This window comes from Aeromonas sp. Lyrl_2, assembly GCF_051948815.1.
In the GTDB taxonomy this organism is placed as follows: Bacteria; Pseudomonadota; Gammaproteobacteria; order Enterobacterales; family Aeromonadaceae; genus Aeromonas; species Aeromonas veronii.
Window position 1 is genome coordinate 91,889 of the sequence record NZ_JAYJLJ010000018.1, and the last position, 19,839, is coordinate 111,727.

General features: G+C 59.3%; 22 protein-coding genes. 16 read left to right on the forward strand and 6 right to left on the reverse strand.

Annotated elements, in window-relative coordinates:
- Positions 1–10 precede the first annotated feature (10 nt).
- Together proC and VF684_RS15870 are read right to left on the reverse strand one after the other, a co-directional pair.
- The gene (gene proC / locus VF684_RS15865; protein ID WP_139441947.1) at positions 11–835 is read right to left on the reverse strand and encodes a pyrroline-5-carboxylate reductase; all 825 of its coding nucleotides are present in this window, start codon (positions 833–835) and stop codon (positions 11–13) included.
- A gap of 142 nt (positions 836–977) precedes the next feature.
- Positions 978–1,679 (reverse strand): YggS family pyridoxal phosphate-dependent enzyme, encoded by a 702-nt coding sequence (locus VF684_RS15870; protein ID WP_139441948.1) that lies wholly within the window; start codon positions 1,677–1,679, stop codon positions 978–980.
- Between the two features lie 39 nt (positions 1,680–1,718).
- On the opposite strand from VF684_RS15870, the gene tapT reads away from it, so the two are divergent.
- From tapT to VF684_RS15890, 4 genes are all read left to right on the forward strand, one after another.
- A complete protein-coding gene (gene tapT / locus VF684_RS15875) occupies positions 1,719–2,753 on the forward strand; it encodes a type IVa pilus ATPase TapT (RefSeq protein ID WP_005340354.1) in 1,035 nt (344 codons plus the stop codon).
- Between the two features lie 28 nt (positions 2,754–2,781).
- Complete coding sequence (tapU, locus tag VF684_RS15880) at positions 2,782–3,891, forward strand: type IVa pilus ATPase TapU (RefSeq protein ID WP_129504783.1); 1,110 nt, start codon at positions 2,782–2,784, stop codon at positions 3,889–3,891.
- 47 nt (positions 3,892–3,938) lie between these two features.
- On the forward strand, positions 3,939–4,712 hold the full coding sequence (gene yaaA / locus VF684_RS15885) for a peroxide stress protein YaaA (protein WP_005340358.1): 774 nt from the start codon (positions 3,939–3,941) through the stop codon (positions 4,710–4,712).
- 194 nt (positions 4,713–4,906) lie between these two features.
- Positions 4,907–5,332: a hypothetical protein gene (locus VF684_RS15890; RefSeq protein ID WP_005340360.1), complete on the forward strand. Its 426-nt coding sequence runs from the start codon at positions 4,907–4,909 to the stop codon at positions 5,330–5,332.
- A 360-nt stretch (positions 5,333–5,692) separates the two neighbouring features.
- On the opposite strand, the gene VF684_RS15895 is transcribed toward VF684_RS15890, so the two are convergent.
- Complete coding sequence (locus VF684_RS15895; RefSeq protein ID WP_201914207.1) at positions 5,693–6,184, reverse strand: methylated-DNA--[protein]-cysteine S-methyltransferase; 492 nt, start codon at positions 6,182–6,184, stop codon at positions 5,693–5,695.
- A gap of 32 nt (positions 6,185–6,216) precedes the next feature.
- Positions 6,217–6,633, reverse strand: a complete 417-nt coding sequence (gene arfB, locus VF684_RS15900) for an alternative ribosome rescue aminoacyl-tRNA hydrolase ArfB (RefSeq protein ID WP_021230947.1) — start codon at positions 6,631–6,633, stop codon at positions 6,217–6,219.
- Positions 6,634–6,834: 201 nt separating this feature from the next.
- On the opposite strand from arfB, the gene glnK reads away from it, so the two are divergent.
- From glnK to VF684_RS15925, 5 genes are all read left to right on the forward strand, one after another.
- A complete protein-coding gene (glnK, locus tag VF684_RS15905; RefSeq protein WP_005341406.1) occupies positions 6,835–7,173 on the forward strand; it encodes a P-II family nitrogen regulator in 339 nt (112 codons plus the stop codon).
- Positions 7,174–7,431: 258 nt separating this feature from the next.
- The gene (locus VF684_RS15910; RefSeq protein WP_005340374.1) at positions 7,432–8,439 is read left to right on the forward strand and encodes a Fe(3+) ABC transporter substrate-binding protein; all 1,008 of its coding nucleotides are present in this window, start codon (positions 7,432–7,434) and stop codon (positions 8,437–8,439) included.
- A gap of 39 nt (positions 8,440–8,478) precedes the next feature.
- Positions 8,479–10,104 (forward strand): ABC transporter permease, encoded by a 1,626-nt coding sequence (locus VF684_RS15915; protein WP_201914206.1) that lies wholly within the window; start codon positions 8,479–8,481, stop codon positions 10,102–10,104.
- A 79-nt stretch (positions 10,105–10,183) separates the two neighbouring features.
- Positions 10,184–11,218, forward strand: a complete 1,035-nt coding sequence (locus tag VF684_RS15920) for an ABC transporter ATP-binding protein (RefSeq protein ID WP_201998782.1) — start codon at positions 10,184–10,186, stop codon at positions 11,216–11,218.
- Positions 11,219–11,321: 103 nt separating this feature from the next.
- The gene (locus VF684_RS15925; RefSeq protein ID WP_064338814.1) at positions 11,322–12,227 is read left to right on the forward strand and encodes a Dyp-type peroxidase; all 906 of its coding nucleotides are present in this window, start codon (positions 11,322–11,324) and stop codon (positions 12,225–12,227) included.
- Positions 12,228–12,317: 90 nt separating this feature from the next.
- Here the strand turns inward: VF684_RS15925 and argR are convergent, their stop codons facing one another.
- A complete protein-coding gene (argR, locus tag VF684_RS15930) occupies positions 12,318–12,788 on the reverse strand; it encodes a transcriptional regulator ArgR (RefSeq protein WP_005340378.1) in 471 nt (156 codons plus the stop codon).
- Positions 12,789–12,989: 201 nt separating this feature from the next.
- Here argR and VF684_RS15935 point away from each other — a divergent pair, with 201 nt between their 5' ends.
- From VF684_RS15935 to VF684_RS15960, 6 genes are all read left to right on the forward strand, one after another.
- Positions 12,990–13,730, forward strand: a complete 741-nt coding sequence (locus VF684_RS15935) for an ATP-binding cassette domain-containing protein (protein ID WP_068977371.1) — start codon at positions 12,990–12,992, stop codon at positions 13,728–13,730.
- Positions 13,731–13,754: 24 nt separating this feature from the next.
- On the forward strand, positions 13,755–14,492 hold the full coding sequence (locus VF684_RS15940; RefSeq protein WP_019445594.1) for a transporter substrate-binding domain-containing protein: 738 nt from the start codon (positions 13,755–13,757) through the stop codon (positions 14,490–14,492).
- A 3-nt stretch (positions 14,493–14,495) separates the two neighbouring features.
- A complete protein-coding gene (gene artQ / locus VF684_RS15945; protein ID WP_043826111.1) occupies positions 14,496–15,146 on the forward strand; it encodes an arginine ABC transporter permease ArtQ in 651 nt (216 codons plus the stop codon).
- Between the two features lie 3 nt (positions 15,147–15,149).
- The gene (artM, locus tag VF684_RS15950; RefSeq protein WP_005348902.1) at positions 15,150–15,812 is read left to right on the forward strand and encodes an arginine ABC transporter permease ArtM; all 663 of its coding nucleotides are present in this window, start codon (positions 15,150–15,152) and stop codon (positions 15,810–15,812) included.
- A gap of 221 nt (positions 15,813–16,033) precedes the next feature.
- Positions 16,034–16,969: a malate dehydrogenase gene (mdh, locus tag VF684_RS15955; RefSeq protein ID WP_139441951.1), complete on the forward strand. Its 936-nt coding sequence runs from the start codon at positions 16,034–16,036 to the stop codon at positions 16,967–16,969.
- Positions 16,970–17,364: 395 nt separating this feature from the next.
- Positions 17,365–17,949, forward strand: a complete 585-nt coding sequence (locus tag VF684_RS15960; RefSeq protein WP_103251390.1) for a tetratricopeptide repeat protein — start codon at positions 17,365–17,367, stop codon at positions 17,947–17,949.
- A gap of 99 nt (positions 17,950–18,048) precedes the next feature.
- On the opposite strand, the gene hmpA is transcribed toward VF684_RS15960, so the two are convergent.
- On the reverse strand, positions 18,049–19,242 hold the full coding sequence (hmpA, locus tag VF684_RS15965) for an NO-inducible flavohemoprotein (RefSeq protein WP_139730958.1): 1,194 nt from the start codon (positions 19,240–19,242) through the stop codon (positions 18,049–18,051).
- A 111-nt stretch (positions 19,243–19,353) separates the two neighbouring features.
- Between hmpA and VF684_RS15970 the strand changes: the two genes are divergently transcribed.
- On the forward strand, positions 19,354–19,824 hold the full coding sequence (locus VF684_RS15970; RefSeq protein ID WP_005340388.1) for an Rrf2 family transcriptional regulator: 471 nt from the start codon (positions 19,354–19,356) through the stop codon (positions 19,822–19,824).
- The last annotated feature ends 15 nt before the right edge of the window (positions 19,825–19,839 follow it).

Below are 19,839 nucleotides of genomic sequence, written 5' to 3' on the forward strand. Positions count from 1 at the left end.
TGGGCTCCTGTTAGAAGAGGGTTTCCATTTCGGTGGCACGAGCAACGGCCGCCTGCATGGCTTGCGCAGTCAGCGGCATCAGCCCCTGCTGCTGGAATGTCTTGATGGCTTCGGCTGTGGTACCGCCCTTGCTGGTGACCTGCTCACGCAGGGTTTGCAGCGCCAGCTCAGGGTTCTGCTCCACCATGGCGGCTGCGCCCAGCGCGGTCTGCTGCACCAGCAGGCGCGCCTGATCGGGCGAGAAACCCATCGCTTCGGCCTCTTCGGCGATCGCCTGCATAAAGAGGAAGAAGTAGGCCGGAGCACTGCCCGCTGCGGCGATGACGCCGTTGATGCCGGACTCCTGCTCTACCCAGAGGGTCTTGCCGACCGCCTGCATCATCTGCTCGGCAAACTCGCGATCCACGGCGGCAATATGTTCGGGTGCATAGAGGCCGGTCATGCCGAGACCCAGCAGGGCAGGGGTATTGGGCATGGTGCGGATGATGCGGTCATGGCCACCGGCCATCTCGCCAAGGCGCGCCACCTTGATGCCAGCCGCGATGGAGATGAGCAGCTTGCCCTCAAGGGAGCCCAGCTCGGCAACCAGAGCGGCTAGCATGCCGGCCATCAGCTGCGGTTTGACCGCCAGCACGATCACTTCGGCATCGCGGGCCGCCTCGGCATTACTCTGGGTGATGCGAATGCCATGTTCGCTCGCCAGCGCCTCCAGCTTGGGCAGACTGGGGTTGGCGGCCGTGATCTGCCCGGCGGGATAACCCGCCTTGACCAGTCCGGCGATGATGCTGCGGCTCATGTTGCCCGCGCCGATAAAGGCCAGCGTTCTATGCTGCATCAGATGCTCCTGTTGCACATGGGGTCGCGGCGGGGTTGGCGCTGCCTGCACCACCTGACGCCAGAATTCGGTGTTCCATCAAACGCTCCTGTTGATGAAGTCGCGGCAAGAGGCGGACGTATGGGTTATCCGCTGGCCTTGCCTATGAGTAGTCACGGGCGCCGAAGATGGCGGTGCCGACCCGCACCATGGTGCTGCCGTGGGCTATCGCCAGTTCAAGATCCTCGGTCATCCCCATCGAGAGGGTATCCACCGTGGGGTATTGTCGCGCAAGCTCGGTGAACAGAGTCTGCATACGGGTCATTTGGGCGGCCAGTACGCGCTCGTCACTGGTGTGCTCGGGAATGGCCATCAGCCCCCGCAGCACCAGTCGCTCACTTTGAGAGACCAGCTCGGCAAGGCGGAAAATCTCTTGTTCCGACGTTCCGGACTTGCTGCTCTCTCCGCTAATATTGATTTGCAGACAAACATTTAGCGGTGCCATGCTGGCGGGACGCTGGTTGTTGAGGCGGTCGATCAGCTTGTCCCGATCCACGCTCTGCACCCAGTCAAACCGTTCGGCGACCAGTTTGGATTTGTTCGATTGCAAAGGGCCGATAAAGTGCCACTCTATGTCGCTATATTCCGGCTGCTGGCGCAAGGTATCGATCTTGGCCGCTGCTTCCTGAGCGTAGGATTCGCCAAAACAGCGCTGACCTGCGGCATGGGCGGCCATGATGGCCTCGACAGGTTTGGTCTTGCTCACGGCCAGCAGGCGGATCTGCTGCAGGTTGCGGCTCGCCCGTTCGGCGGCCTGGGCAATACGTTCCTTTACCTGAAACAGGTGCTGGGCAATCTGGTTCATATTTCGTTAGTGATCTTGTGATGGGAGAATGACAAGTCTATGGATATCACAGAGTTATTGGCTTTCAGTGTAAAGCATAAAGCCTCGGATCTACACCTCTCGGCCGGGGTTCCCCCGATGATCAGGGTTGATGGTGAGGTTCGCAAGATCAATTTGCCCGCCCTGGAACACCGGGAAGTGCATGCCCTCATTTACGACATCATGAACGATCATCAGCGCAAGGAGCTGGAGGAGAACTTCGAGGTCGACTTCTCGTTCGAGGTGCCCAATCTGGCCCGTTTCCGGGTCAACGCCTTCCAGCAGGCGCGCGGCTCGGGCGCGGTATTTCGTACCATCCCCAGCACGGTGCTGAGCCTCGAGGATCTCGATGCGCCGGAGATTTTCCGCAAGATCGCCGAGTTCCCGCGGGGTCTGGTACTGGTGACCGGCCCTACCGGCTCGGGTAAATCGACCACCCTGGCGGCCATGGTCAACTACATCAACGAGAACTTCCATCACCACATCCTCACCATCGAGGATCCCATCGAGTTCGTCCACGAGAACAAGCGCTGTCTGGTGAACCAGCGGGAAGTTCATCGGGATACCAAGAGCTTCAGCAACGCCCTGCGCTCGGCACTGCGGGAAGACCCGGACATCATTCTGGTGGGCGAGATGCGCGACCTTGAGACCATTCGTTTGGCCATGACGGCCGCCGAAACCGGCCACCTGGTGTTTGGCACCCTGCACACCTCGTCGGCGGCCAAGACCATCGACCGTATCATCGACGTCTTCCCCGGCGCGGAGAAGGACATGGTGCGCTCCATGCTCTCCGAATCCCTGCGGGCGGTCATCTCCCAGACCCTGCTCAAGCGCATTGGCGGTGGCCGGGTGGCGGCCCACGAGATCATGATGGGCATTCCGGCGGTGCGTAACCTCATTCGGGAGGACAAGATCGCCCAGCTTTACTCGGTGATCCAGACCGGGATGACCCACGGTATGCAGACCATGGATCAGAGCCTCAAGCAGCTGGTGAGCCGCGGTGTGGTGGCATCCCTCGATGCCAAGGCCAAGGCCGTCGATCCCAACAGCATTTAAGCGACTCGCACCCAGGGAGGGATAGATGATGAATCTGGATGATCTGCTGAGCCAGCTGGTCGAGCGAAAGGGATCGGATCTGTTTGTGACGGTGGGCTCGCCGCCCACCCTCAAGGTGAATGGCCATCTGGTGTCGCTGGGGGGGGAAGCGCTCGACAAGAAGGGGGCTCTGACGCTGGTCAGGGATACCCTCAGCAGCGATCACTTCGAGCGCTATATCCGCACCAAGGAGGCCAACTACGCGATTTATCGCGAAGCGCTTGGCCGTTTTCGGGTCAGCGCATTCTGGCAGCAGGAGCTGCCCGGCATGGTGGTGCGGCGTATCGAGACCCGCATTCCTACCTTTGAAGATCTGCAGCTACCCAAGATCCTGCAAGAGGTGGCGATGGCCAAGCGGGGGCTGGTGCTGTTTGTCGGCGCCACCGGGGCGGGCAAATCGACTACCCAGGCGGCGATGATCGGCTATCGCAACCAGCATGCCGATGGTCACATTCTGACGGTGGAAGATCCGGTGGAGTTCGTTCATCAGCATGGTCGCAGTCTGGTGACCCAGCGAGAGGTGGGGATCGACACCGAGTCGTTCGATGTGGCGCTGAAAAGTTCGCTGCGTCAGGCACCGGACGTGATCCTGATCGGCGAGATCCGAAGTCAGGAGACCATGGAGTTTGCCCTGCAGTTCGCCGAGACGGGACACCTTTGTCTCGCCACTTTGCATGCCAACAATGCCAACCAGGCGCTGGATCGCATCCTCCATCTGGTGCCGCAAGACAAACACCGCCAATTCCTGTTCGATCTCTCTTTCAACCTCAAGGCCATCGTTGCCCAGCAGCTGGTGCCGAGTATGGATGGCAAGCGGCGCTGCGCTGCGTTCGAGATCCTGCTCAATACCCCGCTCATCACCGACATTATTCGCAAGGGAGAGATGCATCGCCTCAAGGAGGTGATGACCAAATCCACCGAGCTGGGTATGCAGACCTTCGATCAAGCGCTCTTCAGCCTGTTCTGCGCCGGCCAGATTGGCTACAGTGAGGCACTCGCCCATGCTGACTCGGCCAACGACCTGCGACTGCTGATCAAGCTCTCCGGTCGCGAGCGGCTCGGCACTGGCACGCTGGACAATGTGACGCTGGATGAATGAATCATGGGGCCGCTCTGTCGTTCGGCCCCTCGCCATAAAGGAACGTTATGCTGATTGTGGTTTCCCCGGCCAAGACGCTGGATTACGAGTCACCGCTGGTGACACCCCGTTTCACCCAACCCGAGCTGCTGGATCACTCCGCCGAACTGATTAGCCGAGCCCGCCAACTGAGCCCTGACCAGATCGCCACTCTGATGAAGATTAGCGACAAGCTGGCCGGTCTCAATGCCGCCCGTTTTGCCGAGTGGCAGCCAGATTTCACCCCTGCCAACGCCCGTCAGGCACTGCTGGCCTTCAAGGGGGATGTCTACACCGGTTTGGCGGTAGAGGATTTTAGCGAGGCCGATTTTGACTTTGCTCAGGCACACCTGCGGATGCTCTCAGGCCTCTATGGTGTGTTGCGTCCCCTCGACCTGATGATGCCCTATCGACTGGAGATGGGGACCAAGCTCGACAATAGCCGAGGCAAGGATCTTTACCAGTTCTGGGGCGAGGTGATCACTCACCACCTCAACGACGCGCTGGCAGCGCAGGGGGATGAAGTGCTGATCAATCTGGCCTCCGACGAGTATTTCAAGTCGGTACGACCCAAGAGCCTGAAAGGGCGGATTGTCACACCGGTGTTCAAGGATGAGAAGAACGGCCAGTTCAAGATCATCAGCTTCTACGCCAAGAAGGCGCGCGGCATGATGGCTCGCCACATCATCAAGCACCGTCTGACCGAGGTGGAGCAGCTGACCGGTTTCAACGCCGAGGGCTACTACTTCGTGCCGGAAGAGTCGGACGCCAATACCCTGATGTTTAAACGCGCCGAAAATTAATTACAAAAAGAGGGAACCAATCTTTCGACCCACGGGTCTGAATATGTGAATCCTCTGTTGTAAGCACTTTTTATTCGCCGACGTTTGATACGTCGGCTTTTTTATTGCCGTTTTTATTGTCCATCGATTGCCTTCGCCGGGACTATGTGGTTCAGATAGACTCAAGACAGGGAGCGAGTCGTCGTGAGGTGAATATGGAACAGAAAAATGCCATTCGGCAGGTTGCCGTACCTTGGGCTCCGTCCCGCCAGCTACCGCCCGGTCTGGTTGTGGCCGAGCTGCATCAGGATCTCTGGAGCGACTCTCTGACCATCATGCTGGGGCGGGCACGCAGCATCGATCTGCCCCCGCAAATCCTCTGCCGGGTCTATTTTCGCCATATCTACGCCCTGCGGGTTATCGAGGATTGTGATCTGGCCGAGGGGAAGGATAGCCACGCCATCGAAGAGCAGATCCAGCTCATCACCCCATCCCGTTTTGCCAGCTGGTTCCATCAGGAGTCGGACGGCCTGCATCTGGATGAAGATCTGCAGCACTATCGCATCTCGACCTGGGATTATTGCGCCGATGTGCTGACCTCCTCGGCGCCTGAACTGCAGTTCCTGCCCCAGAGCGAGTAGCTCGCTGTTACGTCAGAGGCGAAGGATGATCCTTCGCCTCTTGGTTTTTGGGCTGGTGCAGATTTTGTGGCGCTCAGGCCACTCAACCCGGGTGGTAGCCTGTTGTGTTGGCACAAAAAAAGCGCCTCAGAGGAGGCGCGGGGAAAAAGACAGATTGGAAGCGTCACATGGGTGCTACTTGAATCAGCGAATGAGCCGTGCCATTCAAGTATGGAGCCATCATGCCAAGCTCAATCTGAAGTAGTTCTGAGGCGATTCTTCATTTTCTGTTCATCTTGTCAGCAAAGCGTGGCCACTGGCTGAAAGCCTTTTCATTTTGGCCACGATATTGTCCCGTCCCTCTCAGGGGTGGTCATCGTCTCATGGGGCCAGCTCGAATGCTGTGCCTGTCTGTTCCAGTGCAAGCAACCAGCGCTTGATGGGAATGCCGCCAGCATAGCCGGTCAGCTCGCCGCTGCGTCCGATCACCCGATGGCAGGGCACTATGATGCTCAGCGGATTGCGGCCGTTGGCGGCGCCCACCGCCCGCACTGCCTTGGGATTGCCGATAGCCTGGGCAATCTCGAGATAGCTCACGGTCTCGCCATAGGGGATATCACACAAAGCGTTCCACACCGTTTGCTGGAACGGGGTGCCTTTCGCTGCCATGGGCAGATCGAACTGCTGCAATTTTCCGGCGAAATAGGCGTTGAACTGGGCAAGATAGGGCGCCAGCGCCTTGTCATCCCGTTGCCAGTCAGTTTGCGGCATGACGGGCCGCTCCCCGTGCATGAACTCCACGTGGCGCAGGCCATCCTGATCGATGGCGACCAGCAGCGGGCCGCGGGCGCTGTCGCAAAAACTGTATCTCATCGGCTGACATCCTTTGGGGGCTGGGGGCTGGCTCAGTCCAGAACCGGTTTGCCGCGGGCGGACTTGATATCCCCCTTGCGTTTCTTGGCATCGACCCGTTTGCGCTGGGAGCTGCGGGTCGGCTTGGTGGCATGACGAGCCTTGGGGCGCCAGGCTGCTTTCTTCAGCAACTCCACCAGACGGCTCATCGCCTCCTTGCGGTTCATGTCCTGGCTGCGATGGCTCTCGACCCGGATCAGGATAAAGCCATCGTGTACCCGGCTGTCGCTCAGCTTGTCGAGACCCTCCTTGTAGAGGGGCGTCAGGCTGGGAGAGTTGCGGTAATCGAAGCGCAGCCAGACGGCGGAGTCGGTCTTGTTGACGTGCTGTCCACCGTTGCCCTGTGCCCGCATGGTCTGAAATTGCAGCTCATGCCAGGGAATCGTGACGCTGTTGGAGATAACTAACATGCTGTTTTGCTCTTGTTTGGTGCATACCCGCTGACCGCTGCAGCATGGTGCCTCATTATGGGGCGTGCTGGCCGGTTATGGGGATGTGCCTGGCGAATGGCGCCGACATTAAACTCTATCTATATGAAATAAAACAATAAAAATACTTGGCATAAGAATTGAAACCCGATTCATGACACACCATGGATTGGGAGCAACCAGATGAAGCTGATTAGTGCGATTATCAAACCGTTCAAGTTGGACGATGTCCGCGAGGCTATTGCCAACCTGGGGGTGGAAGGGCTGACCGTGTCCGAGGTCAAGGGATTTGGCCGCCAGAAGGGACACACCGAATTATACCGGGGAGCCGAGTATCAGGTCGACTTCCTGCCCAAGGTGAAGCTGGAGATTGCCACCGCTGATGATAACGTGGAAGGGGTGATCGAGGCGATCTGCAAGGCGGCCTATACCGGCAAGATCGGCGACGGCAAGATTTTTGTCTACGACTTGCTGCAAGCGGTGCGCATCCGCACCGGCGAGAGTGACGACGAGGCGCTGTGATGAACCGCATCCGTGACGTACAGATCTGTTGACCTCCCGATCTCGGGGAATCCCGATGTCGTGAGCGCTTATTGAAGCCTGATCAACATAACGTTTTGCTCAGAAGAGGTCGAATGGGATTCCATCCGGCCCTTTTCATTTATGGGCGATTAAATATGTGATGTGGCGACGGCGAGCTTTCTTGATCCGCTTATAAGATGTATGCAGAATGCAAACGGAAATCGTTATCACTCTGTATAGCTAATCAAGGAATGGATGATGAAAATGAAGATGTTGGCACTGGCTTTCTCTGCGTTGGCAGCTCAGTCGGCATTGGCGGCCGGGGAAGTGAATGTCTACTCCAACCGGCAGGATGAGCTGATCAAGCCCATCATCCAGCAGTTCGAGAAGGAATCTGGCATCAAGGTGAACGTGGTGTTCGCCAAAGAGGGGTTGAACGAGCGTCTGGAGCGGGAAGGCAAACTCTCTCCGGCCGACCTGATGCTGACCGTCGATATCAGCCGTCTGACCGATCTGGTGGACAAGGGGCTGGTGCAGCCGGTAGACAGCAAGATCCTGCAGGAGAACATCCCCGCCATCTATCGTGATCCGGAGAATCGCTGGTTCGCGCTGACTACCCGGGTTCGCGCCATCTACTCCAGCAAGGATCGCCTCGGCAAGCTCGATACCATCAGCTACGAAGATCTGGCCAAACCGGAATTCAAAGGGAAAATCTGCACCCGCAGCGGCAAGCATGAGTACAATGTGGCGCTGGTCTCCTCCATGATTGCCCATCACGGCATGGCTGAGACCAAAACCTGGCTGGAAGGGGTCAAGGCCAACCTGGCGCGCAAGCCGCAGGGCAACGACCGGGATCAGGTCAAGGCGATCAAGGATGGTATCTGTGACGTGTCACTCGGCAACAGCTACTATCTGGGCGCCATGTTGAAAGATCCTGCGCAGAAGTCCTGGGCGGATGCGGTCTATATCAACTTCCCGAACCAGGCTGACCGCGGTGCACACGTCAACGTGAGCGGCGTGGCCATGACCAAGTATGCCAAGAACAAGGCCGAGGCCCAGAAGCTGATGGAGTTTCTGGCTGGCGACACAGCCCAGCACATGTATGCGGACGTGAACGCCGAATATCCGGTCAAGGCCGGAGTCGAGCCTTCCGCCATGGTCAAGTCCTGGGGCAGTTTCAAGTCTGACGCACTACCGGTCAGCGATTACGCCAAGCACCGCAAGGACGCCTTGCAGTTGCTGGATGAAGTGAAGTTCGACTTGTAATCAGATGGGGCCAACGGCCCCATCAACATCTGTGGTCTCATGAAAAATTTTGGATGGATGACCGGCAGCTGGGCTACCGCCCTGCTGCTGGGTTTACCGGTTATAGCCCTGCTTTTCTCTGCCTTCTCGGCTGAGGGGGCGCTGTTTCGCCACCTCGCCGATACCGTGCTGCTCGACTATCTGGGCAATACTCTGGGGCTGGTGGTCGGCGTAGTATTGCTCAGCTTGCTGTTTGGCGTGCCTACCGCCTGGCTGGTGGCCATGTGTCAGGTACCGGGGCGGCGCGCCCTGCAGTGGGCCTTGATGCTGCCGATGGCCATGCCCTCCTATATCGTCGCCTACGTCTATACCGACCTGCTCGACTACTCGGGCCCGCTACAGGCCGGGTTGCGAGCACTCTTTGGCTGGAACAGTCCAGCCGATTACTGGTTTCCTGCCATTCGCTCCCTTGGCGGCGCCGCCTGGGTGCTGGCGCTGGTGCTGTTCCCCTATGTCTATCTGCTGACCCGCGCCTCTTTTCTCGAGCAGTCAGTCAGCCTGATCCACTCCAGCCGCCTGCTCGGCTGTACGCCGTGGCAGAGCTTTCGTCGTCTCAGTCTGCCGCTGGCGCGCCCTGCCATCATGGTGGCGGTATCCCTGGTTGCGATGGAAACGCTGGCAGATTTCGCCACCGTCCACTTCTTTGCCATCAACACCCTGACCACGGCGGTCTACGACACCTGGCTCGGTTACGGCAGTCTGGCCACTGCGGCCAAACTCTCCTGCCTGATGCTGCTGGCGGTGGTGCTGCTGATCGCGCTGGAGCGTCGCTCGCGCAGTCGGCAGCAGGTATTCCAGAAGTCCATGGGCCATGAGCAGCCGCTGCGCTATCCGCTCAAGGGGATGAGTCGCGCTCTGGCTGCTTTTTGGTGCTGGGGGCTGGTGCTGGCCGGTTTCGGTCTGCCATTCGTCATCCTGCTCGATTACGGCGTGCGTTACTTCGAGTTGTCGTGGACGCCGGAGTTTGTCCGCTTCGCCGGCAACAGCTTGGCTATCTCGGCGCTGACCGCTCTGTTGGCGATGGGCATCGCCCTGCTGCTCGGCTTTTTCCGCCGTCTCGATGGTGGGATCAAGAGCCTGCTGCCCCTACGCATCGCCGCCATGGGTTACGCCATGCCGGGTACCGTGCTCGCCATCGGGGTGCTGGTGCCGCTCACCGCCCTCGACTTTGCCATCAACGATCTGGCCGAGTGGCTCGGGCGTCAGGGCCCGGGCTTGCTGCTGACCGGCACCATCACCGCCATCGTGTTCGGTTATCTGGTACGCTTCGTGGCCATCGCCATCGGCTCGGTGGAGAGCAGCATGGGCAAGATCTCCCCCAGTCTCGACATGGCTGCCCGCTCCCTGGGGCAGGGGGATGGCGGCATGCTGCGCCGGGTCCATCTGCCGCTGGTGCGCCGCGGTCTGTTTGCCGGTGCCATGCTGGTGTTTATCGAATCCATGAAGGAGCTGCCCGCCGCCCTGCTGCTGCGGCCGTTCAACTTCGATACTCTGGCGACCCACGTCTATCAGTTTGTCTCGGACGAGATGCTGGAGCGCGGTGCCCTGGGCGCTATCGTCATTGTGCTGGTGGGACTGTTGCCGCTGATCTGGGTCAACCGCAGTCTGGACACTCCGGGCCACTGAGTCGCCACGTCGGCCAATGATATTGCATGCGGTGCGCTGAAAAAGGCCGCGCACCGCCAGAAACGAGAGGAAGTCAGCCTTGTCCTGTTTGCAGGTTGAAAATGTCAGCTGCCGTTATAACGGCCGCAATGTGCTGGAACAGCTCTCCCTGACGGTGGCAGACAACGAGATCGTCTGCCTGCTGGGAGCCAGTGGCTGCGGCAAAACCACGCTGCTCAAGGCCATCGCCGGGCTGCTGCCGCTGGCCGATGGCTCGATTCGCCTCGGCGATACCCTGCTCGACGGGCCGGGTGCCAGCGTGCCGCCCGAGGCGCGCAACATCGGCATGATCTTTCAGGATTACGCCCTCTTTCCCCACCTGACGGTGGCCGACAATGTTGGCTTTGGCCTGACCAAACTCGATCGCCGCGCCCGCCAGCAGCAGGTGGACGAGGCGCTGGCGCTGGTCAATCTGCAGGGGCTGGGGGATCGCTATCCGCACCAGCTCTCCGGTGGTCAGCAGCAGCGGGTGGCCATCGCCCGGGCGCTAGTGTGCAAGCCGCGGTTGATGCTGCTGGATGAGCCCTTCTCCAACATCGATACCCAGGTACGGATGAAGCTGATCCTCGAGATCCGCGCCTTGCTCAAGCAGCAGGGGATCGGCGCCATCTTCGTCAGCCACAGCAAGGAGGAGGCGTTCGCCTTCGCCGATCGGCTGGCGCTGTTTCGCGCCGGTCACATCGAGCAGGTGGGCCAGCCTGAGCAGCTCTATCGCCGCCCGCAAAACCGCTTCGTGGCGGAGTTTCTCGGTGGGGTCAACTATCTGGCTGCCGAGGTGGTGGACAGCCACTGCGTGCAGACGGCGCTCGGGGTCATTTGTGGCAGCGAGCCTCATGGCCGCGCGGTGGGTGAGCAGTTACAGCTGATGCTCCGCCCTCAGCAACTGCTGCTGGAGAGCGCCGCAGATGGCGAGCTCAAGGTGGTGGAGCAGCAGTTCCTCGGCCACCACTGCCGGGTGCTGTTCGAGTGTGGCGAGCTGCAGCTGGAGGCGAGCATTGGCGAGCCCCTTGATGGGATGCGGGCACGGATCAAGGTTGCCCCCCATGGGCTGGTGTTGTTTGACCCTTTGCCCTGAACGCGTGATATCGTCGTGAAATCAAAGAACTGGATCCACTCTGGTTTATAATCGCGCAACGCAAATAGCCCGTAACGCTAACGCCTACTCAGGGGAGAGATATATGAAAGCCCAAGCCGGGATCTGCGCAGAGCCGAATCTGCACGCCCTCTATCTGATGTTCAATCGCACCGGCGATGCCGCCGAACTGGTCGGCCGTTTGGCCAAACTGCCCGCCCTGTGGCAGGCGGTCGCCGCCGATTTCCCCGATGCCGGTTTCAGCGGTCTGGTTGCTGTTGGCGCCGACGCCTGGGATGGTCTCTACCCTGCCGCCCGTCCGCCCCAGTTCCGCAGCTTTATGGCGCAATCCGCCAACGGTCAGGAAGCTCCCAACACCCCGTTTGATCTCTTTATTCAGCTGCGCGCCGATCGGGTGGATGTGCTGCACCACGCCGGTCACCGTGTGATGGCGCTGCTGGCCGGACTGGTCGAGCTGGCCGAAGAGGTGCGCGGTTTCCGCAATCTGGATTTCCGTGACCTGACCGGTTTCGTTGACGGCACCGAGAACCCGCAGGATGAACACCGTGCCGAAGTGGCGCTGCTGGCGGAAGGCGAGTTTGCCGGTGGCTCCTACATTCATGTCCAGCGCTGGGTCCACGCCATGAGCGACTGGGAGAAGCTGGCGCAAAAAGAGCAGGAAGACATTATCGGTCGCACCAAGCCCGACAATATCGAGTATGAGTCTGCTGCCAAGCCGCTGACCGCCCACATCAAGCGGGTCAATCTGAAGACGCCGAAAGGGGAGTCCATGGAGATCCTGCGCCAGAGCATGCCCTGGGGCACCATGACCGAGCAGGGGCTCTACTTCATCTCCTGCTGCCGCACTCCTCAGCACTTCAACGCCATGCTGGCCAGCATGTACAAGGGGGAGGGTAGCCACTTCGACCACCTGCTGCGCTTTACCAAGGCGGTGACCGGCGCGGCTTTCTTCGCCCCATCGGAGGGTTTTTTGATGGCGCAGGGCAAATAAGCCCGCCTGACGAAGACTCAGAAAACAAAAATCCCGGCCTTGGCCGGGATTTTTCGTTCTGGCGTGACCGCTATGACGCGGTAGCGGCCATTACGGCGTCTGTTCGAACAGCTCGAGGGCGGAGAGGTAGAGCTCTTCGATATCGGTATCGCTGGTCGGGGTGATGAAGATGGTGTCATCACCGGCGATGGTGCCGAGGATCCCCTCTGCCTTGCCGAGGGAGTCGAGCAGGCGGGCGATCAGCTGGGCAGCGCCCGGGCTGGTGTGGATCACCACCAGTGCGCCGTTGTGATCGACGTCCAGCACCAGATTCTTGAGCGGGCTGGAGGTGGTGGGCACGCCCAGTTCCACTGGCAGGCAGTAGACCATCTCCATCTTGGCGTTGCGAGTGCGAACGGCGCCGAAGCGGCTCAGCATGCGCGATACCTTGGACTGGTTGATGTTCTCGAAGCCCAGCTCTTGCAGGGCGGTGACGATTTCTGCCTGGGAGCCAAAGCGCTCTTCTTTCAGCAAGGCTTTAAAGGCCTTGGCCAGTTTTTCTTGCTTGTCGTTGTGTTTCATCTTGGTCTCACGAATGAGGAGGTGTGGCGGCCTGTGCGATACAGGCGGCAGATACGAACAGCGGGGCCATTTTGCATTCATATGCCGTTTTTTGCAAGGAAGCGGCGCTTGTTCTGCATATTGATTCAAAAATGGCTTGCATCAACCTTTATTAGGGATAGAATCGGGATGAAATTTTGAAAACTTATTCAATTGGGCTGTATGGGTATTGAATTAATAGGTATCGAGAAGTCCTGGCACAAGGTGCCGGTTCTGCAACAGGTCAGCTTTCGGGCATCTCCCGGTGAAACCTTGGTGTTGCTGGGCCCGAGCGGTGCTGGCAAGAGTTCCCTGCTACGGATGATGAATCTGCTGGATACCCCGGATGCGGGTGTTCTGCGGATTGGTGAAAGTGAATTTTCTTTCCCGAACTCCCTCTCTGCTGCCGAATTCAACCGCCAGTCCCAACTGCTGCGCCGCAAGGTGGGGATGGTGTTCCAGCAGTACAATCTCTGGCCACATCTCACTGTGATGGAGAATCTGATTGAAGCGCCGGTCAAGGTGCTTGGCATGAGCAAGGAGGCCGCCATCGAGAAGGGGGCCTATCTGCTGGCCCAGCTGCAACTGGCCGACAAGCGCGATGCCTGGCCTGCCCGTCTCTCTGGCGGTCAGCAGCAGCGGGTGGCCATTGCCCGTACCCTGATGATGGACCCGGAAGTGCTGCTGTTTGACGAGCCGACAGCAGCCCTCGATCCCGAGATCACCAAAGAAGTGGCCGAGATCATCCGCAACCTGAGCCAGACCGGCATTACCCAGGTGGTGGTGACCCACGAGGTCGACTTTGCCCGCAAGGTGGCCAGTCAGGTGATTTATCTGGAGAAGGGGCGGATCATCGAATCCGGCACCGCTGCAATTTTCCAATCCCCGCAAACCAGCCGGTTTGCCGAATTCTTGATGCATTGATATTGAATCGATAAGGAAGCTGTCATGAAAAAGAGTCTGTTGTTGGTTGCTGCCATGGGCCTGTTGAGTACCTCAGTCATGGCCAAAGAGATCAAGTTCGCCACCGAGGCCACCTACGCACCGTTCGAATACCTGGATGACAAGAACGAGTTTCAGGGTTTTGACATCGATCTGGCGCGCGCCATCTGCGAGCAGGCCAAGCTGGAGTGCAGCTTCCACAATCAGGCCTTTGACAGCCTGATCCCCAGCCTGAAATTCCGTCGCTACGATGCTGCCATCGCCGCCATGGACGTGACCCCGGAGCGCTCCGCTCAGGTCGACTTCTCCGACATCTATTACGAGAATTCGGCCGTATTCGTCGCCAAGAAAGGGGCCTTCAAGGGGCCGGAAGAGATGGTCGACAAGACGGTCGGCGTGCAGAACGGTACCTCTCACCAGTCCTATCTGGTGGATAACTGGGTGAGCAAGGGTCTGCTGACCGTGCCGTACGCCAGCTACCAGAGCGCCTTCCTCGACATGATGAATGGCCGTACCGACGGTGTCTTTGCCGATACTGCCGTTGCTGCCGACTGGCTGAAGCAGCACAAGGAGTATGCGGTGGTGGGTGCGCCGGTGACGGATGCCAAGTACTTCGGTACCGGCTTTGGCATCGCGGTCGCCAAGGGCAATCAGGAGCTGCTGACCCAGCTGAACAAGGGGCTGGCCGAGATCAAGGCCAACGGCACCTATCAGAAAATCTTCGACAAATACTTCGCGCAGTAAGCCATGTTGAGCCTGTTGTTGGATGCAGCCTGGATGACCCTCGGGCTGGCCCTGGCATCACTGGTCGGGGGCATGGTATTGGCACTGGCGTTCAGTGCCGCCGAGCTCAGCAAGCAGCGTGCATTGGTGTGGCCGGTGGCCACCCTGACCACGCTGATCCGTGGCCTGCCCGAGTTGCTGGTGGTGCTGTTCATCTACTTCGGCTCGACCCAGGTGTTGTTCCTCATCACTGGCGAGTATGTGGAGTTCAGCCCGTTTGCCTGTGGCGTGCTGGCGCTCTCCCTGCTGTTCGCCAGCTATGCGACCCAGACCCTGCGGGCGGCGCTCAATGCGGTGCCTTCAGGTCAACGGCTGGCGGCGCTGGCGTTGGGGTTGAGCAAGAGCCACATCTTCTTTCGCATCGTGTTGCCGCAGGCGTGGCGTCATGCCCTGCCGGGCCTCGGCAACCAGTGGCTGGTGTTGCTGAAAGATACCGCGCTGGTGTCGCTTATCGGGGTCAACGAGATGATGCGTCAGGCCCAGATGGCCTCGGCCAGTACCTATGAGCCTTTCACCTGGTATGCCGCCGCGGCCCTCATCTATCTGGCCATCAGTCTGGTGAGTGAATATGGCCTCGGGCTGGCAGCCCGCTACACCCGCCGCTACGGAGGCTAACTGATGCAAGAGTATCTCGTTACGTTGCTGGGCGGTCTGGTCACCACGCTGGAGCTGACCCTGTTCAGCCTGCTGCTGGGGATTGTGTTGGCAGCCCTGATGACCTGGGTGCTGGAGCTGCGCCTGCCGGTAGCGACCCAGCTGGTGCAGCTGTGGGTGCTGCTCTTTACCGGTACGCCGCTGCTTATCCAGATCTTCCTGATTTACTACGGGCCGGGCCAGTTCGAGTGGCTGAAAGCCAGCCCGCTCTGGCCGCTGCTCAAGCAGCCCTGGTTCTGCGCCGTGCTGGCGCTGGGCCTCAACACGGCGGCCTACTCCACCCGGTTGTTCAAGGGGGCGCTCGATGCCATCCCGGCCGGTGAAGTAGAGGCGTGTCGTGCGCTTGGTTTTAACGGTCGCCAGACCCTCTGGATGAAGGTGCGCCACGCCGCCCGTCATCTGGTGCCTGCCTACTCCAACGAGGTGATCCTGGTGCTCAAGGGGAGCTCCCTCGCCAGTACCATCACCATCATGGACATTATGGGGCTGGCGCAGGGGTTGAACGCCCAGACCTACGATACCCTGGCGGTGTTCGGGGTGGCTGGCGGGCTTTATCTGGCGATGAACGGATTGTTAACAATTGGTTTTCGCTGGTGTGAAAAACGGGCGTTGGCATTCCAATCCTGAGACCTTCATAACTACCTCTTTATGGTAAGGAGAAGTGCAGAAAAACTGTGCTTCTCCTCCAACTTTTTGTATTTCCCTCCAATTTTTGCTCCCGCATGTTTCGTGGCTCACAGAACCCGTGACTGCAACTGTTATCAGATTGTTTTTTATGGGGGGATCCATTAAGGTTGGGCGCACAACAACAAACAACCTTAAACCTACGCTTAAACATGGAGTTGATCATGAAAGTTGCCGTTCTGGGTGCCGCTGGTGGCATCGGTCAAGCCCTCGCTCTGCTGTTGAAAAACCGTCTGCCGGCTGGCTCCGAGCTGAGCCTGTATGACATCGCCCCGGTTACTCCGGGTGTGGCCGTTGACCTCAGTCATATTCCTACCGACGTCGCCATCAAGGGCTTCTGCGGTGAAGATCCGACTCCTGCGCTGGTTGGGGCCGATGTGGTGCTGATCTCCGCCGGTGTGGCACGCAAGCCGGGGATGGATCGCTCCGACCTGTTCAATATCAACGCCGGTATCGTCAAGAATCTGGTCGAGAAGTGCGCGGCCACTTGCCCGAAAGCACTGATCGGCATCATCACCAACCCGGTCAACACCACTGTGGCCATCGCCGCCGAAGTGCTGAAGAAAGCCGGTGTCTATGACAAGCGTCGCCTGTTCGGTGTCACCACTTTGGACGTGATCCGCGCCGAGACCTTCGTGGCCGCCACCAAAGGGTTGAACGTGGACAAGGTTCGCGTCAACGTGATCGGTGGCCACAGTGGCGTCACCATTCTGCCGCTGCTCTCCCAGATTGAAGGCGCCTCCTTCACCGCTGAAGAAGTGGCTGCCATGACCAAGCGCATTCAGAATGCCGGTACCGAAGTGGTTGAAGCCAAGGCCGGTGGCGGTTCCGCAACCCTCTCCATGGGTCAGGCGGCTTGTCGTTTTGGTCTCTCCCTCATCAAGGGTCTGCAGGGCGAAGCCAACGTCATCGAGTGCGCTTACGTGGAAGGCAACGGCGAGCACGCCACTTTCTTCGCGCAGCCGGTACTGCTGGGCAAGAACGGCGTTGAAACCGTACTGGATTACGGCAAGCTGAGCGCGTTCGAGCAGGAAGCGATGGAAGGCATGCTGGCTACCCTGAAAGCCGATATCCAGCTGGGTGTCGATTTCGTCAAGTAAGCGGGTCAACCGTGCCAACAAGGGAGCTTCGGCTCCCTTTTGTATTGATGAGATCCGCCCGGAAGACTAAGGGGATGGGGCTTGGTGCCGATAACAGAGTGCAGCAGGAGATCCTTATGATGAAACCCCTTACCCTACTCATTCTTGTCGGTGCATTCACCGCGCCCCTCTATGGTGCCGAGGCGGTATCGGCTGCCGTATCGAGCGATGCGCCTGCAGCAAGTGCATCAGCACCGACCGAAAGCAGTGCTGCGGTGGCAACGGCCCCTGTCTCTGCTGCTACGCCAGCGCCCTCTGAGGCCGTCCCCGTCTTGCTTCCGGCTGAGCCGGTCACACCCGTTGCCAGCAGTGGCGAGGGGGCCACGCCGCTGCCAAAACCGGCGGAACCTGCTGCTGTGGTTGCGCCTCCCGCACCTCTGGCCGCAGGCGAGTTGCAGGCGGTGCCGCTCTATCGTCAGGACGAGCTGCTCAACTGGATTGAGCAGGGGCGCCACCTCACTCAGGTGAAGCAGGATCGCTGTCAGCTGACTCAGGATATCGAAGCGCGCGCCTCGGTGATGAAGATCCCGGCCTATCAATTCCTCTGGGGGGATATGCTGGCGTGGGGTGTCTGCACCAAATCCAATGCCGAGCTCGGGGTGCAATATATGTGGGAGGCGGCCAATCAGGGGTTGGCGCCGGCGCTGGAGCAACTGGGTCGCTACTACTGGAAAGGAACTTTGGTGCAGAAGGATTTGGTGCGAGCCGAAACTCTGATGCGCGAGGCGGCCAGCCTCGGTTTTCTGCGGGCTCGCATCGAGTGGGTCGAGATGCTGTTGCAGGGGATGGGCAGTCCGCTCGATTATGAGGACGCCTATCGCTGGCTCCATGGCTCCGTCATCGGTGACAAGGCGCTGCACCAGAAGGCGGCGAGTCTGCTCAGCCGTCTTGGCAACCGGATGCCGGCCAACGTGGTGGCCCGCGCCAAGGCGATGCACTGATCCAAAAAAATGACCCACAGATCTGCACCTGTGGGTCCGGTTCCAGCCGCCGTGCCATGACAGGCAGGAACCTCCCTCTGTTATATGGCTGCCCGCGCCTTAGAGATCTTGGTGAGGGCCAAAAACTTCGTAATGGAGCTGCCCGGCTGGCACCCCAGCCGCCAGCAGCTGCCGCTTGATCTCTTGCATGAAGCCGACGGGGCCACAGAAGTAGTAGTGGGCCTCAGGCGTGATGCGCTCCTTCACGGCAGTCAGATCCATGGTGCCGGCCAGGTCGTAATCTTCACCCTGTACATCGCTGGCCTCCGGCTCCCGATACCAGACCCGGCTCAGCAAGTGGGGATGCTGGCGGGATTTTTGCTGAATATCCTCCCGGAAGGCGTGTACAGCACCCTGTTCGCAGGCGTGTAGCCAGGTGATATCAGCCTGATGGCCGCTCGCCAGCAGCTGGTTGAGCATGCTCATCATCGGTGTCACGCCGACACCGGCGGAGAGCAGTACCACCGGGGTCTGGCTGTCGGCTTTCAGGTAGAAATCGCCGGTAGGGGGCATCACCTCGATCTTGTCACCCGCCTGCAGGTGATCGTGCAGCAGGTTGGAGACCTGACCCTGCGGCTCACGCTTGACGCTGATGCGGTAATCCTGCCCGTTGGGGGCATCGGAGAGGGAGTATTGGCGGATTTCCTGATATTCCAGCTCGGGGTGAACCAGCTTGATGCTGAGGTATTGGCCCGGTTTGAAGGTCAGTACCGGCTTGCCATCTTCCGGCGCCAGCAGGAAGGAGGTGATGAGGTCGCTCTCGGCTCGCTTCTCCTTGATGATGAAGGTGCGGGTTCCTTGCCAGCCGCCATCCTGGCTTGCCTTCTCCTGATAGATCTCTCGCTCGCGGCCGATGAAGATGTCGGCCAGCACGCCATACGCCTTGCCCCATGCCTCCAGCACCTCGTCGGTGACCGCACTTCCGCCCAATTCTTTGAGCGTGGCCAAGAGATGACTACCTACAATGTGATATTGTTCCGGCTGGATCAGGAATCCGGTATGTTTGTGCGCAATCCGCTCGACCGCACCGGCGAGTGCTCCCAGATTGTCGATATTCTTGGCATACGCGGCGACTGCATTGAACAGGGCCAGCGGCTGGCCGCCACTGCGTTGGTGGGCCAGGTTGAAGATATCTTTCAGCTCCGGGTTATGGCTGAACATCCGCTGGTAGAAGTGCTGGGTGAGGGCAGGGCCTGCCGATTCGAGCAGCGGAATGGTGCTTTTGATGACGGCAACGGTGGTTTGATCTAGCATAGGGGCCTCGTTCTAATTGAACATATAAAATGTCATTTAATAAGTGGCATCCTAGATGTTTATTTGATTTGAATCAATACTCCACTTTTCGCATCACGCTAATCAGGTTTTATGAGACTAACCAGTTATACAGATTTCGGATTGAGAGCCCTGCTCTATCTTGCCACCCTGCCGGAAGGGGAGTTGTCGAGCGTTGCCAAGGTATCGGCCCTGTATGGCGTTTCCCGCAACCACATGGTGAAGGTGGTCAATCAGCTGGTGAAGCTGGGCTATCTGCAATCCCAGCGTGGCAAGAATGGCGGTATTCGCATGGCTTGCGATCCCGCCACCATCAATATCGGGCAGGTGATCAGGGCGCTGGAAGGCAATCTGGACGGCATTGACTGCGGCTCGCCCGCTTGCCACATCGTCTCTGTCTGTTTGCTCAAGAGTGCGCTGAAAGAGGCGATGGATGCGTTTCTGGCGGTGATGGACAGCTATACGCTGCAAGACCTGCTGGCCAACCGTGACGAGCTGCAACGGGTGTTTGGCGAGTTGATCCCGACGCTGGTGCTGGAGCCGGATGATGAAGATGAGCAATGACGATAAGCAATAGAA